Origin of the sequence: Chthonomonas calidirosea T49, from assembly GCF_000427095.1 — a bacterium.
GTDB classification, from domain to species: domain Bacteria; phylum Armatimonadota; class Chthonomonadetes; order Chthonomonadales; family Chthonomonadaceae; genus Chthonomonas; species Chthonomonas calidirosea.
This window is the reverse complement of sequence record NC_021487.1, coordinates 33,475-47,636: the sequence shown is the minus strand read 5'-3', so window position 1 is coordinate 47,636 and position 14,162 is coordinate 33,475. Positions and strand designations below refer to the sequence as shown.

Genomic DNA, 14,162 nt, shown 5'->3' with positions numbered 1-14,162 from the left:
AACCCTAAAAACTCTCTTCAACATCGCCAAAGAGCGCCTGCAATCGCTCTGAAGTGTGTTGCTCGATCTGGTAAAAAGAAAGCTCAAAAGCCATAAGCCATAGCGTAATAAGGGCTTCCTCGGTAGGCCTCTCAAGTACGCGAACAAAGAAGTCTTTGAGAATCTCCTCATAGGTGGTTTTGCTCTCATTGAGTTCAAGCCTTTCCGGCGAAGTGGCACCGAGCAGGCTCTGCTGACAAAGCAACATGAACTCACGCACGTTGGCCGGCGTGGCTTTTTCCAGATTCTGCCCAAACTGCTTCTGTACGAGAGCGCGAAATCGCTCCAACTTTGAGGCGCTGCCATCCTCTTTCCAACTCATAAAGGTCTTTCCTCTCCCCTCCGATAAATATGCTATACTACTAAAAACGTTGCCATCCGAATCTTAAACTCGGCACGCAGGGTAGTCAGTGTAAAGGTTTTTTTCCATGTTTCAATATACACGTTACCTAAAACATTCGTTCCGTCGTTTGCTGGCACCATTAGCGCTGGCTGGTCTTTCTCTCTTTGGCGGCTGTAATCGCTTCACCGCATCCTTTACCAGACCCATGAAACTCGCCGCTCTTCCCACCGCAAATGCCACCCCCGTGCCCACGAAACTAACCCAGGCCGAGCTTGAGCGCATCCGGCCAAACGAGGTCGGCTTTATCCCTATCCTAGAATATCATAATATCCATCCTGGGCGCTACATGACATGCCGCTCGGCTGCCCTTTTTCGCGAAGACATCGAGAGACTCTACCGCCTTGGTTATCGCCCGATTTCGCTGAAAGAGTACCTAGAAGACCGCATTGCTCTCCCCCCCGGTAAAAAGCCAGTCATCTTCACTTTTGACGATGCGCTTCTTACTCAGTTTCGCTATTTACCGGATGGCCGCATCGATCCAAACTGCGCTGTGGGCATTTTGATGCACTTCCACACGCTCCATCCCGACTGGGCTCTTAAGGGCGTCTTCTTTGTGGTTCCCACCAACGCGTTCGGCAATCGGCACCAGTTTCAAAAGAAGCTGCTGACGCTACAAAAGCTGGGGTTTGAAATAGCCAATCACACCTACGACCACAAATACTTTAATCACCTCTCCGATGACGGCATTGAAAGGGAGATCGCGCTTGGCAAAGCGATGATTGATAAACTCGATCCAAAAGCCGAAACCTCTTTCTTCGCTATTCCGGGCGGCTGTACGCCACGTTCACGCCACTGGTGGATCATGTGTCGAGGACGCTGGCACAACCTTGCCTATGCTAATCAAGCTATTTTGCTCGCCGCCGGAGGTCCCGCTCCGGCTCCTTGTGCCCGTCAGTTTAATCCCTACCGTATTCCGCGCATTGTTGCCTACAATGGGCCCGACGGCCTGTGGGCTTGGATAGATTGGCTTCAGAAACATCCCCAAAAGGTCTACATCAGCGACGGCGATCCAAACACGATCACCATACCCGCCGCTCTGAGCGATCTTGTCAACAAGAAGCGCCTCGCCCTAGAAGGCCTCACCTTTCAAACCTACGACATCCCCATTCTGCCATCGTCACGTCATATTGCCGTTCGAAAACCTCATCGGGCTCCACATCTTCTGGCGAAGTTACACCATCGGAAACCAGGGAAAGTAGCCCGACTGCATGTCGGCTACTCAGGAGAGATACGCACATTCCCGTCAGGCAACTGCAGCAACTGAATGAGGTTGTTTTCCGTATCGCGCAACACAGCGATCATAAGTCCATTCTGCGGGGTAGGTGGCAAAAAGAAAGCCACTCCACGTTCCGTTAGCTCTCTATAAGCGGCCACCACGTCCTTGACTATCAACGTCAACACCACGGCATTGGCCTCAAATCGCACCGTTGTGCCTGCTTCGGGAGCAGCTTGTAGCCCCACCCCCTCTTGAAAGAATACCCAGTCCTCCTGTTCCTCCTGCACCGTAAAGCCGAGAAGATCACGGTAAAATCGCAAGGCTCTCTCAATGTCTTGCACCATCACAACCGCCATGACTCCTTCAAACTGAAAACCCATCTTATCCTCCTCTACGATCACCAATCGTCTAAAGGCCACAGGTATAATACCTGTGGCCCTCTCTTCTTACTACCATCCCACTAGGATATGGGAACGGCGCATCTTTTTCTCGCTTTGAATGCACAAGCGTCTTGCCCTGAAACCAAGTGCGCTCAGCGGGTTCCGCCCGGCATAGTGCTAGGGGCAGGAAGTCCTCCGGTACTTCCTCCTCCATAGGGATTCTGGTTTTGCTTCTGGGCTCCGATGCCGATCGTGTTTGGGCGGGCGAACTCGGCGCGAATCGCGTTCTCCACCTGTGGGTTCGGCTCCGGCTTCCCCGTAGAGTGCCAAAGGAAAAACGCCACGATCAGCACCACCACGACGATGATGATCCCACCTACCGTTGGTGAAAGTGAGACCTCCTTTAGACTCCTCCAATCTGCCATCTCTTTCCTCCTCAAGAGTCTGCATGAGGGCTCGCACGCCCTCACCGAGAGTGAAAGTGACTCGTCCAGCCCGGCATGTTCGCTATGGAACGTATTGGCTACACCCGAGGTCGGTAGCCTCCGGACATCGCGGCCAGTGATAGTCATACCCTTGTCCAGGCCACCAGGGTGCCCTTAACAAGATGTCGTCAATTGGAAACGACTTAGCATGTCCATCTGCAAAGGTAAAGTTCATTTTTGCTGTGGGCGCCATGCCAGAGGGTGGGTTCTGGCCGTTCAGCCATGGCAGATTCTGCGTTCGATTGTCGTGAAAAACCCATAGCTCATGAAACACGAAGGTATCGGCAGGTTTTGAAAGTGAAGACTCCTTCACAGGCGTCAGAGCGCCAAAAACGGAGCCACAGTTTCCGGCATTTCCAGGCAACCCAGAAGGACTCGTGCTTACAAACCCGGAATAGAAGAAGAAACGATAGTGGTAGGAAGTCCACCGCTGATTGACTTGCCACTGAGTGGTGACCCCAGAATCACTGGGGCATGCCCACAGCTGCCAGTTCTTGATATAGGGGTAGAGCTGCCCTCCAATGCTGTACTTTTGAATGGCCGCTGCGGGAACCTGGTAGTTTCCTGTACCAATAGAGCCATGCCCACCGTAAACCTCACCGCAGATATCTGTAGGGTTGTTTGCAAGATAGGTCATATCTGGCACCGGAAACGTCTCGTCGTAGTCTTGAACGTACATCATGATCCCCAAGCCAAGTTGCTTGAGATTAGACAGGCAGCTGATGGCCCTTGCCTGCTCGCGTGCCTTGGCGAAGACAGGGAAGAGGATCGCCGCAAGGATCGCTATAATTGCGATAACAACAAGGAGCTCGATCAGCGTGAAGGCGGTTCGCTTTTGCCGCATTTTCCTATACCTCCTAAAGCCTAGATAGAAATGTAACTAGCGAGCGAACAACAGGAACTATCTGCTTCCTGTGCTTATCCACTCCACTCTATTCTATCACAATTCTAATTGCCATGCAATGAAAGGTCTGCAAGAGTGCCTTATCTGAATGCCACAGATATTTTTTAGGAAGGTTTTCAGGGCAATGACATTGCGTTTTCTGACATAAACAGATGGACTCTATGAAAAAACTTTTCTTATCTAGGGGCTCTCCTCTACAGGAACAGCGGCAACCTCTACCGTTATCTTCACCGGCTGACTCAGGTTCCCTCCACCAAGGTCAGTATTGGTAACTGCTACGACTTCGTAGGTGTAGGTGCCACCAACGGATACCCTATCTCGATACTGGGTCGAATCGGTTCTGCCTAGTAACACCGTTCTACCTGCCGATACGTCGTGCCGATAGACGACATAGCCCATGACATTCTGGCTTGGGCTTTTAGACCATCTCAGCGTTATCGTGCGACCGTCTATCTCTACTTGAGGCTTTGATGGAGGTAACGGAGGGGCAAAACAGAAACGCGAGAAGTCCTTTCTTTGTGCACCCGTTGTCACCGTGAGAATAGCCGCCAAACTCTCTATACCGCTCGTATCGACCTGGACAAGCCGGAAAAGATAGTTGGTATCTGTTTTGAGGTTGGCCACCCAGTACCACGTGCTCTGCCGATGCGGCAAAATGGCCAACAGGTTGTTATCGCCATCGTAGAGACGATAACAATAGAAATCAGGCGCCGTACTCGGATTCCATTGTAGACCGACATTTTGCCAAGCCCTGCCATAGATACATGTCACTTCAAAACCCGTTGGCTTCGGTGGAGGCTGGTTGGTGGGTTGAGCCAAAGGAGTGAGCGTTGCTGTCGCCGCAGGGCTTCGATCTCCCCAGCGATCAATGGCGTAGACGCGATAGGTATACATAAGCTTCGGAGAGAGCATGGCACCCGGCTCTCCACCCAGGTCACCCCTATCGTCAACCGTTGTTCCCTTGCCCTGGTAGACGAGATAGGTACACAACTTGCCGTTAGAATCCTGCCATAAGCGCCATACCTCATAGCTTTCGGCACCACCAACATCGCTCCATGACAGATTGACCCCTCCGTAAACCGGAACCGCCTTCAGTTGGGGCGTGGCTAATTTAGAAGAGGTGGGAATAGGTACTCGTTTGTCAAATTCTAGATAACAGATCGAGCACGGCCGCAAGGTTATCGTTACGTCTCCATTCGCATCTACTTTTGGCGGACCTAACTCGGTTAGGCCCTCCTGATCGGCCCCGGCATCGTAGAAGCTGTTGTTCTGATCGTCTACATCCCAACGATAGCACCGTGCATTAACCCACGCTTTTCCAAGCCGCAGGCGCAAGGTAGGTGTTACATCGGGCCGTGTACGCATGTAGACCAGATAAACCCCTAACCGTAAACCATCCGGGCTTATAGCGGCATGAGGATAACACTCTATCCCACGGCTTGTTACAGCTACCTCTTGCCAATTTGCCATGCGGTTCCACAAAACGTCCTCCCAAGCGGTAGCAAAAATATGGTTGTCCGCGCTATATCTCCCGTCATAACTCCACGGGCCTCCTCCATTGCCGAGCGCTCCAATATAGTCACATTTGAACACGTACCCCAAACGTTGTGCCTCCGAAAGGACTATCGCCCTATAGACCGCGCCGTAAGCAGCAATACGGGTATTTTGAAATGCCAAATAACTGTAATTCGCCGTTTGACCATAGTTTCTAGGCGCATAGTGGGGATCCATCGAGGTTTCACCAAGCGCTAATGCCAAATGCTTTCCCAGATGATACTCTTGTGCATAGGTATCTACCGCCTTGCGCATCAGCTCGAGAGCGTTTGGATCGGGCGAGTATTGATGGTACGTTATGCCATCCAAAGGACAATTAGCTCCTTTGCTTGCCGCTAGCGCAATAATTCCGGAGACAACCTGATCGTCCTTTGTTTTGGTCATATCACCATCGGCTGGCCCGCTGGTCTCGCCTGCAAACCAAAATGGATGGTCTATTTGTGCAAGAAACGGTTTTAAGTTGGGGTTATTTTGAATAAGGTGCGTTACCACCTGATAGAACGTTGAGATATCTGCCCCTCCACCCGGCTGATCCGTAGTTCCTGGAGCTCGATAGGTGAGATCGGGCTCGTTGTAAAAACCAATATACAGCTTTGAGGGAGAGAAACGTTTGACAGCCAAGATGTAGTAGAGAATATCCGCCCAGATGTTAGCCAACGTCCGCACTGTGGGGTCTTGTTCCGAAATGGAGAGAGAAGGAACCTCAGATGCTACACCTACCGAGTCAGACAAACCCAAATGGTCCGATTTGAGATTATAACCTCGGCCGCTCGCATACTCAATACCAAGTAGCTTCACATCCGGCGCCCCATCCAGATTAAAATAGATATCCTGATTTGCCTCAGAAAAATACTGTAGGGTTCTATCCCATACACCGGTATAAAAATAGAGACCTGTGGTCGGCCCACGCCAATACCCCGGACGTGGGCCCAACGATATCATTGTTGCCTCTATCCATGAGTTAACACGCTGGAGTTTAAACCCCGTTCGATAGCGCCAGTACGAATCACGCCCTAAAACCAATCCTCCCGATAAACCGCAAAGTTTCGGGTTAATCGGCTTCCCCAAAGGTCTATCCGTGTGTATCTCTAAGACATTTACCGGCTCTGCCGTCGAAACGGTATCCTCAACTAACCCATTTGCACCCGGAAAGTGTGGCAAACAGTAGATGCGAAAGTCCGATAAGACCCACTCCGGCCCGGCAGGCCTTGAAGGGGCATTACCCAACAAGAGCATCTGACCGAAAAAAGGCGGCATCTCCGAAATCGCCTGTTTGCCGATCAAGTTATTATCTATATAGAACCATAGGTTGGAGCCATCATAAGTAATGATCACCTGATGCCAGGAGTTGGCCGATAGGCCTGAAAGGCGCGACTTCGTGTTCGCTCTGATCTGATAAGTAGACCCTTTCAAAGCAGAACCGGAAGTTTGCACTAAAACACGAGGTGCCCTATTGGCAATATCCATCTGCAAATTCGAGACATCAGAGCCGAGTCGAAGCAGGGTAATGTACTTGCCAGGATATTCCGTCCAGTTCCGCTGAGTATTCATGAGATCGAAAGCAATGGTCCAGCCTGTTCTGTTAAATAAACCGATCGTATCAAACTGTAACGGATGACCGTCCTGCTCCGTCGTATGAAAACCCATCATTCCTCCAAAACGACCGGCGGCTGGTGCAATTCCAACAAACTGGCCGTTCTGTGCCGGCAGGTTGTTGGCTGTAAAACATCCTCCCAATCCCATTGTTAAACGGGCTTCAGTTGCATAATCATGCAGAGCAAACACTAAGTCGGGAGGATCATTATGGGCTATCAACGGCTCTCCAGCTTGATGCGCCCCGACATCCACTCCCTGCAAGCCGTTTTTGGCTGAGAACGGATACAACCCTTTTTCTTGCGCCAACAAAAAGCCCACGCATAGACCCAAGAAGCCTAGATAATAAGCACGACGGCACAACGGTTGGCCTTTCTAGCGCTCTTGAAGCCGCTTGGCGGTGGCAATAGAACCAATGCGCTTGTCCAAACCAAGATGATACTGCAATATCGGGTCCGGCTTGCCCGTCTCATCAATACGCCGGTTCACCCATGCCATCATCCGTCTCTTCAACAGATTCAGCACCTCCGGTTCCCTTTCTGCGAGGTTCACATTCTCTCCAGGATCCTCTACAAGATTGTATAGTTCAACAGGTGGCTTCTGGTGAAAATCTGGTTCCAGAGCATCTATGAGCTTCCACTCCGCCGTTCGCCAACCCCGTTTTCTCATCCAGGTGCACTCGGTGAGATAAAACTCGGAGTAGTTTGTTGCCCTCTCACCTCTCAATAACGGGAGAACGCTTTTACCGTCGAAAGTACGGGCTTTTACAGCCACTTCAAGGCCAACATACTCCAACAGGCTGGGGACCAAATCCTGATGAAGCGTAATACCACTGATCAGCTTCCCCTGCGGTAGCCGACTTGGCTGGCAGAGAATAAGCGGAACATGGATGGTGGGTTCATAAAGCCCATGGTGATCGAAGTAGCAGTCATGCTCAGTGAGCGTCTCCCCGTGATCGGCGGTAAAAACAATGAGTGTGTCCTCGGCCTGACCCAGCTCCTCGAGCCGATTTAACAGAACCGCGATACAAGCGTCCATATAGGCCAACGCTCCATCGTACATGGCCACCGGATGAGCTATGTCGCGTATGCCCTCAGGCATCCACGAAAGATGAAAGTCGGCAAACGGCGGAAAATTGCGCACAGGGCCCATAGTGTCCGGCAAATTGGGATCGGTGGGGTCTTTGCCATAAAATAGGCTATCAAAGGGCGGTGGAGGAAGGTAGGGAGCGTGAGGATCCATATGGCGTATGAAGAGCAGCCAAGGTGATCCATTGCGAACAAGCTCCTCTAAAGCGGGTAGAGCAACCTGATTGAGATTCTCCGCCTTACGTGCCGGGCGGTCGGGCCAAGCAAGCCAGCCCTCATCGTAACTGACATACTTGTCGAATCCGCGAAAAAAATCTCCGGCAAACCCTACACGGATCGAGGCGTAACCGGCCTCCTCTCTTAATAGCTCCGGCAGCGTGGGGATATCAGGGGCGATAGGCCCTTTTGGAGTGAGTGACACCATCTCATGTGCCATTACATCACGACCGGTTAGAATGGTTGTATAAGCTGGGGTTGTGGGAATGTAGGGGCTGAAGTGGTTTTGAAACCGCACCCCACGGGCGGCAAGCCGATCTATATGGGGCGTGGTAAGGCGGTGATACCCGTAGCAGCTGCAGTGATCGGCGCGCAGGCTATCTACGGCAAAAATAAGCAAATTGGGGCTCTTCTCCGGCATCGGCTTCCTCATCGCTTTCTTGTTTGATTAGGATGTTTCTCCAAATTCATTGTAGCTTCCTGCCAAATATGTCCGAACCAGGTTCCATTTGTGGAACACTAAAAGAAATTGCCAAAAATCAAAGCAAAGGAAACCCCATAAACTCCTTTGCGTAGAGTAATATATAGACGGCGGATGTTACGACAGACAGCGGCCTTTGGCAGCGACGCCAAAGGGGACGAGCAAGTCTCCCGCTGACCTGTCTTCATTCGACCATTGTAGCGATTCGAGGAGGAATCCATTGAGCACACAAACCGTAACAACGGCAGAAAACCCTCTGCCTTCCATGGACCGACAGCACATGACAACCGCTCTCTCCGAACCTCTTGAAAGCACCAATCCCTACGAAAACGCCCTTCATCAGCTTGACATCGCAGCCCGTTATCTCGAACTCGACCCCGGCCTACACGAAATCTTGAAACATCCGGAACGCGAGCTCACCGTTCACTTCCCCGTTAAAATGGACGATGGCTCCATCAGAATCTTCACGGGCTATCGTGTGCAGCACAACCTTGCCCGAGGGCCAAGCAAAGGAGGCATTCGCTTCAGCCCCAAAACAGACCTTGATGAGGTGCGCGCGCTTGCCATGTGGATGACATGGAAGTGCGCCATCGTCAACATCCCCTTTGGCGGAGCCAAAGGCGGTGTGGTCTGTGACCCCAAAACGCTCTCGATAGGCGAGTTAGAGAGGCTTACACGTCGTTACACCTCAGAGATCAGCATCGTCATAGGCCCGGATACCGACATTCCAGCGCCCGACATGGGCACCAACGCCCAGATCATGGCATGGGTCATGGATACCTACTCCATGAGCTGTGGGCGCACGGTTCCTGCCGTCGTCACGGGCAAACCCGTCTCCGTGGGCGGCTCTGAAGGGCGCAACGATGCCACGGGGCGAGGCATCGTGGTGATGGCCCGCGAGGCGCTGCGAGAGTACGGTCGCCAACTGCAGGGGGCCACGGTAGCAATTCAAGGCTTTGGAAACGTAGGCAGCGCTGCTGCCAAAATCTTCCACCAGATGGGGGCCAAAGTGGTGGCCGTAAGCGATGCGCTCGGCGGCATCTACAACCCCAACGGGCTTGACATTCCCGCTCTGCAAGAGTGCGCTAACCGCGACGGCACCCTGACCACGCACACCGGCGGCGAGAAGATAGGTGGCAAAGAGCTGCTTGAGCTAGAAGTGGATGTGCTTGTGCCAGCTGCCGTTGAAAACCAGATCACCACAGAAAATGCCGGGCGCATCCGCGCAAAAATTATTGTAGAGGGCGCCAATGGCCCCACCACACCGGCGGCAGACCGTATTCTCCACCAACGCGGTATCTTTCTCGTCCCCGATGTTCTGGCTAACGCCGGTGGTGTTGTGGTCTCCTATTTCGAATGGGTGCAAGATCTGCAGTTCTTCTTCTGGCAAGAAGAGGAGGTCAATGCAAAAATGGAGGCCATTATGGAACGGGCCTATCGCGATGTGCGCAGCATGGCGCGCCGTGAAGACGTGGATATGCGCCTCGCTGCTTACCTCATTGGAGTGAGACGCGTTGCCGATGCCACCACCACGCGAGGCATCTATCCCTAATTCGGTGCAACCCTCCGTAGCCTGTTGGCTACGGAGGGATTTTGATGTTAAGGTTTCAGATAGCGATCGAAAAACTTCTTTGCGATATCAAAATAGAAATCGGGCTGGGGGCTGAGAAAGGCATGAGGAAGGCCATAGGCCAATAGAAGTGTCACATTTGCCCCAGCTTTGTGAAGCGCATCGTAAAGTCGTTCCGACTGATCGGGCGGCACGAGCGTATCCGCCGTTCCCTGCAAAATGAGAAAAGGCGGCGCATCCTTGCTGGCATAAACCACTGGCGACGCCTCCCGATAGAGCGCAGGGTCCTCCCCAGGCTTCTTTCCAAAATACATTGTCAGTAAGTTCTCCACAAAAGCGTTGAGATGTGCCTGCTCTGGCGGTATGGTGAAGTCGGTAGGGCCATAAAAGTCCACAACGCACTCTACCTTACTGCTGTAGTTCGCCAATGCAGGGTCGCTATTATCCCGTGTGTCGCGCAAGCCCAGAAACGCTACAAGATAGCCCCCGGCGGAATCGCCCATAGCGCCTATCCGATCCGGATCGAGATCGTAATCGGCTGCATGGGCGCGTAGGAAACGAACAGCTCGCTGAACATCGTCGAGTTGCGCGGGGTAGTGAAATTTTGGCGCTAGCCGATAGTTCACCGAAAAAGCATCGTAGCCTTGCTCTGCAAAAGCCTTTCCGATATTCGCATAGAATACTTTGTCCCCTCCTACCCAACCGCCTCCGTGTACCAAAACGATGCCAGGATGCTTTCCCGATGCCGTTTTAGGTAAGTAGACATCCATTAGCAGCTTAACGCCATCCACTTCACCATAAGGCACGTTCTTCTGCACCGTGACGTCGTCGGAGACCGTTTGAGGAAGCGCCTGCACGGCCGGTTTGGAAAACACCAGAGCGAGCGTGGCAGCAACTAAAACGAGAGTCCGTTGCCGTTGTAACATAAGCGTATATCCTTTCGGTGGGTTCTTAGACTTCGTTAGTATCAGGAGAGACCACAGCGTGTTTCAATAAGGGTACAAATCTCTTCGACCACCGACTGCACGAGGGTAGCATCGGTGCCTTGCGCCATCACACGCACCAGTGGCTCGGTGCCCGAAGCCCGTACCGACAGCCACTCGTCGCGTCCTAAGCGCTTTCGAGCCCGTTCGATAGCTTGTTGTATAACCGCGTCGTTGCGCCAGGCCTGTCGGTCTTGTACTCGCACATTACGTAAGATTTGAGGGCAGGTCTGCACAACACTGGCCAGCTCCGAAAGGGATTTGCCGGTTTGCACCATGATCGAGAGAACCTGCAAGCCCGTGATCATGCCGTCGCCCGTTGGACTAAGATGCGGCAACAGGATGTGCCCACTCTGTTCACCCCCTAACCCCGCCCCCAAAGCATCCATAGCTTCGGCCACATATCTATCCCCCACATCGGTGCGATGTAGGCGTATTCCTTCTCTCTCTAAAGCCTGCTCAAGCCCAACATTGCTCATAACGGTTGCGACCACAATACGGCCTGGTAAGCGGTCTTCATGAGCCATTTGCAGGGCGAGAATAGCCATAATTCGGTCTCCATCTACAACCCGCCCTTGCTCATCGGCCATGATAACCCTATCGGCATCTCCATCAAAAGCAAGGCCGGCATGGGCTTTGTGATACTGTGTTGATTTGGCGAGCGGTTCCGGATGTGTCGAGCCGCACTCCCGATTGATATTGACTCCGTCGGGGTTCGCGTTCAACACCACCACCTCGGCCCCAAGGTCCCCAAAAATAGATGGGGCTAGCGCATAGGTAGCCCCATTGGCACAATCTAGCACCAGCTTCAAGCCCGCCAAGGGCTTGGAGCCGAGGGAACGGAGGGTCTCCTTTACACACTGGGCATAGGCTTCCGCGAGAGAGGTATCGGTGCGGATACGGCCTATCTCTGCCCCTTTTACTCTTGGCAGCGATTCGAGCAGGGGGATGTGAGAGGCAATAGTATCTTCCATGGCATCCGGCAACTTCTTGCCGTTGCTCCCTAAAAACTTGATGCCGTTGTCGTAATAGGGGTTATGAGATGCGGAGATGACGGCGCCCGCCACCGCTTTACGTAGAAGAACCAATCGGGCGACTCCAGGCGTTGGCATCACCCCCACATCCACCACATCTATCCCCATAGAGGCGAAACCCGAGGCCAATGCGGCCTGAAGCATCTCGCCGGAAAGCCGTGTATCGCGCCCAACCAGCACTTCAGGACGTTTGGCAGGCCCTTCAAGCAGGGCCTGCTGGCGCAAAAACTCTCCCGCTGCCATCCCCAAGTGCAAAGCGAGCTGTGGTGTTAGGCTAACGTTGGCTTCTCCACGCACGCCATCCGTGCCGAAAAGTCGCGTTCCGCTCAAGCCTCGCTGTGCTCCTTTTCTTGTACCACTCGTACCAACGCGGGCCTTAACACCCTATCGTGTAGCAGATAGCCGCGCTGCACCTCCTCGGCCACGGTATGAGGCGGTAGATCCTCCGACTCGGCCGGACCGATCGCCTCATGTAGCTTCGGATCGAACTCCTTACCAACGGCCTCTATGGGCACAAGCCCCACCTTCTGCAAAGCGTCTTGTAGCAGGCGTTGCGTCGAGCGCACTCCCTCCAACAAGGCCTCAAAGTTGCGTGTCTGCTCGGCCGCCTGCAGAGCCCGCTCAAAGTTATCGAGCACAGGCAAAAGCGATTTTACGAGTTCACTAACCGCATACTTTTGATCGGCGCGATACTGCTCTTCCTTCCGACGTGAGATATTGATAAACTCCGCTTGAGCGTAGAGCAACTCCTTTTCGGCCTGTTCGGCGCGCGCTCGTATCTGCTCTAGCTCCTGTTTTAGAGCCTCAAGCTTTGCCTCCGCATCCTCTTGTTCCTTATCTATAGCCTCCTGTGTCTGCGCTAGTCCATCTTTAGCCTGGTCTAGCTCAGCCGCACTTGGCTTCTCTTCCATCGTCATCTCCCAAACCTCCTTAAACAGGTTTTCGGCGACCGGTGCGGACGGTCTCGCGAGTGCCCTCACGATACAATGCGCAGCGGTCGCCCTACAAAAATTCTACCAGAGTTAGGTGCTATTCCCTTAGGATCATACGCACGCAAAAGGCCTAACTTCTTCTAAGCCAAGCAACGAGCCATGCACAATAGCTACGGTTTGCTACGAAGCTAAGCTTAGATTGGTTAATACGTTCGAGAGGTTCTGTGCCATAACCTGAACGGCAGCTGTAGCCCGCCAATACTCCATGCGGGTTGGGCCAACGACCCCTAAATAGCCAACCGGCTGGCCGGCCACCTCATACGTGGTCGTCACAATGGCACACGCTTGAAGTGGCTCCCACTCATTCTCTGAGCCAATGACGACGCTATAGGAACGGCCTTGCGCGCTGACCCGGCTAAGCACCTGCAGAAGCGCCTGGTGTTGCTCTAAGGCGTTCAAGAGAATCTCCAGACGCTGGATATCATGAAATTCCGGCTGCCGTAACAGCTGGCCCGTGCCCTCTAAGTAGACCCGCCGATTGGAGAGCGAAGCGGCCATCTGTGCAAGCGCCTGCAGTACCTGCTGCAGTAGGCGCCGATAACCTAAAAACTCTTGAGGGACTGTGCTCAAAGGAATCCCTCGCAGAGTCTCTTCAAGCGTATACCCGGCCGTTATCGAGTGCAAGTAGCCCGATAGCGCCAAGAGATCTATCGAGGAGGGTATCACTTCGCTCTCTAACAAAAGATGTTCGACATGCCCCGTGGATAGTAGCACCACCAGCAGAAGATGCCGGGCGTCGGCCTCCGCCAGGTAAACTCGACGCAGACGCACGCTCTCGGTTACCGGATGCGTTGCAATAGACGCATAATGCGTGAGATGAGCCAGAATGCGACAGGTTTGCTGCAGTAGCTCTTCTACCTCCCCTTGAGGCAAGCGTATCTGCTGTACCTCTTCCGGCTTTAAGGAGGAACGGCTATCCATCAACTCATCTACGTAGTAGCGATAACCTAAATCGGTGGGTATGCGCCCGGCTGAGGTATGTGGCTGCGCCAAATATCCCATATCGGCCATCTCCGCCATCTCATTTCGAATGGTCGCTGGCTTACAACCAAGGTCGCAAAGCTCCATCAAGCGCTCGGAGCCCACCGGTCGAGTCGTCTGAACATAGTCTTCAACAACCGTCTGCAAAATACGCACCTTTCGACCATCCAACGTCATCATCCTCTAAGACAGCCTCCCTCAATGCCAAATCTTCGTCATTCTGTTGTCTATCCTCTCACAACC

General features: G+C 53.0%; 12 protein-coding genes. 2 read left to right on the top strand and 10 right to left on the bottom strand.

The window, feature by feature from the left end:
- Window positions 1-4: 4 nt before the first annotated feature.
- Window positions 5-361: a hypothetical protein gene (locus tag CCALI_RS00235; RefSeq protein WP_016481452.1), complete on the bottom strand. Its 357-nt coding sequence runs from the start codon at window positions 359-361 to the stop codon at window positions 5-7.
- Window positions 362-467: 106 nt separating this feature from the next.
- Between CCALI_RS00235 and CCALI_RS00230 the strand changes: the two genes are divergently transcribed.
- Complete coding sequence (locus CCALI_RS00230) at window positions 468-1,706, top strand: polysaccharide deacetylase family protein (RefSeq protein WP_016481451.1); 1,239 nt, start codon at window positions 468-470, stop codon at window positions 1,704-1,706.
- Here CCALI_RS00230 and CCALI_RS00225 read toward each other — a convergent pair.
- The 5 genes from CCALI_RS00225 to CCALI_RS00205 form a co-directional block, all read right to left on the bottom strand.
- Window positions 1,658-2,077, bottom strand: a complete 420-nt coding sequence (locus tag CCALI_RS00225; protein WP_155850432.1) for a VOC family protein — start codon at window positions 2,075-2,077, stop codon at window positions 1,658-1,660. The two genes, CCALI_RS00230 and CCALI_RS00225, sit on opposite strands and share 49 nt — an antisense overlap.
- Window positions 2,078-2,190: 113 nt before the next feature.
- Window positions 2,191-2,463, bottom strand: a complete 273-nt coding sequence (locus CCALI_RS00220) for a hypothetical protein (RefSeq protein ID WP_016481449.1) — start codon at window positions 2,461-2,463, stop codon at window positions 2,191-2,193.
- A gap of 82 nt (window positions 2,464-2,545) precedes the next feature.
- A complete protein-coding gene (locus CCALI_RS14540; protein WP_016481448.1) occupies window positions 2,546-3,367 on the bottom strand; it encodes a DUF1559 family PulG-like putative transporter in 822 nt (273 codons plus the stop codon).
- Between the two features lie 240 nt (window positions 3,368-3,607).
- On the bottom strand, window positions 3,608-6,865 hold the full coding sequence (locus CCALI_RS00210) for a hypothetical protein (RefSeq protein WP_155850431.1): 3,258 nt from the start codon (window positions 6,863-6,865) through the stop codon (window positions 3,608-3,610).
- 84 nt (window positions 6,866-6,949) lie between these two features.
- Entirely contained in the window at window positions 6,950-8,299 is a 1,350-nt protein-coding gene (locus CCALI_RS00205; protein ID WP_016481446.1) for a sulfatase family protein, read from the bottom strand.
- Window positions 8,300-8,639: 340 nt separating this feature from the next.
- On the opposite strand from CCALI_RS00205, the gene CCALI_RS00200 reads away from it, so the two are divergent.
- A complete protein-coding gene (locus tag CCALI_RS00200) occupies window positions 8,640-9,911 on the top strand; it encodes a Glu/Leu/Phe/Val dehydrogenase dimerization domain-containing protein (RefSeq protein WP_044949355.1) in 1,272 nt (423 codons plus the stop codon).
- 47 nt (window positions 9,912-9,958) lie between these two features.
- On the opposite strand, the gene CCALI_RS00195 is transcribed toward CCALI_RS00200, so the two are convergent.
- From CCALI_RS00195 to hrcA, 4 genes are all read right to left on the bottom strand, one after another.
- On the bottom strand, window positions 9,959-10,855 hold the full coding sequence (locus CCALI_RS00195; RefSeq protein WP_016481444.1) for an alpha/beta hydrolase: 897 nt from the start codon (window positions 10,853-10,855) through the stop codon (window positions 9,959-9,961).
- A gap of 41 nt (window positions 10,856-10,896) precedes the next feature.
- Window positions 10,897-12,276 carry a phosphoglucosamine mutase gene (gene glmM / locus CCALI_RS00190; RefSeq protein WP_016481443.1) on the bottom strand — a complete coding sequence of 460 codons (1,380 nt, stop codon included), beginning with the start codon at window positions 12,274-12,276 and terminating at the stop codon, window positions 10,897-10,899.
- Window positions 12,273-12,863 carry a nucleotide exchange factor GrpE gene (grpE, locus tag CCALI_RS00185; protein ID WP_016481442.1) on the bottom strand — a complete coding sequence of 197 codons (591 nt, stop codon included), beginning with the start codon at window positions 12,861-12,863 and terminating at the stop codon, window positions 12,273-12,275. Before grpE ends, glmM begins: the two co-directional genes overlap by 4 nt.
- A gap of 195 nt (window positions 12,864-13,058) precedes the next feature.
- Window positions 13,059-14,099, bottom strand: coding sequence for a heat-inducible transcriptional repressor HrcA (hrcA, locus tag CCALI_RS00180; RefSeq protein WP_016481441.1), 1,041 nt, complete (start codon window positions 14,097-14,099; stop codon window positions 13,059-13,061).
- Between the last annotated feature and the right edge of the window lie 63 nt (window positions 14,100-14,162).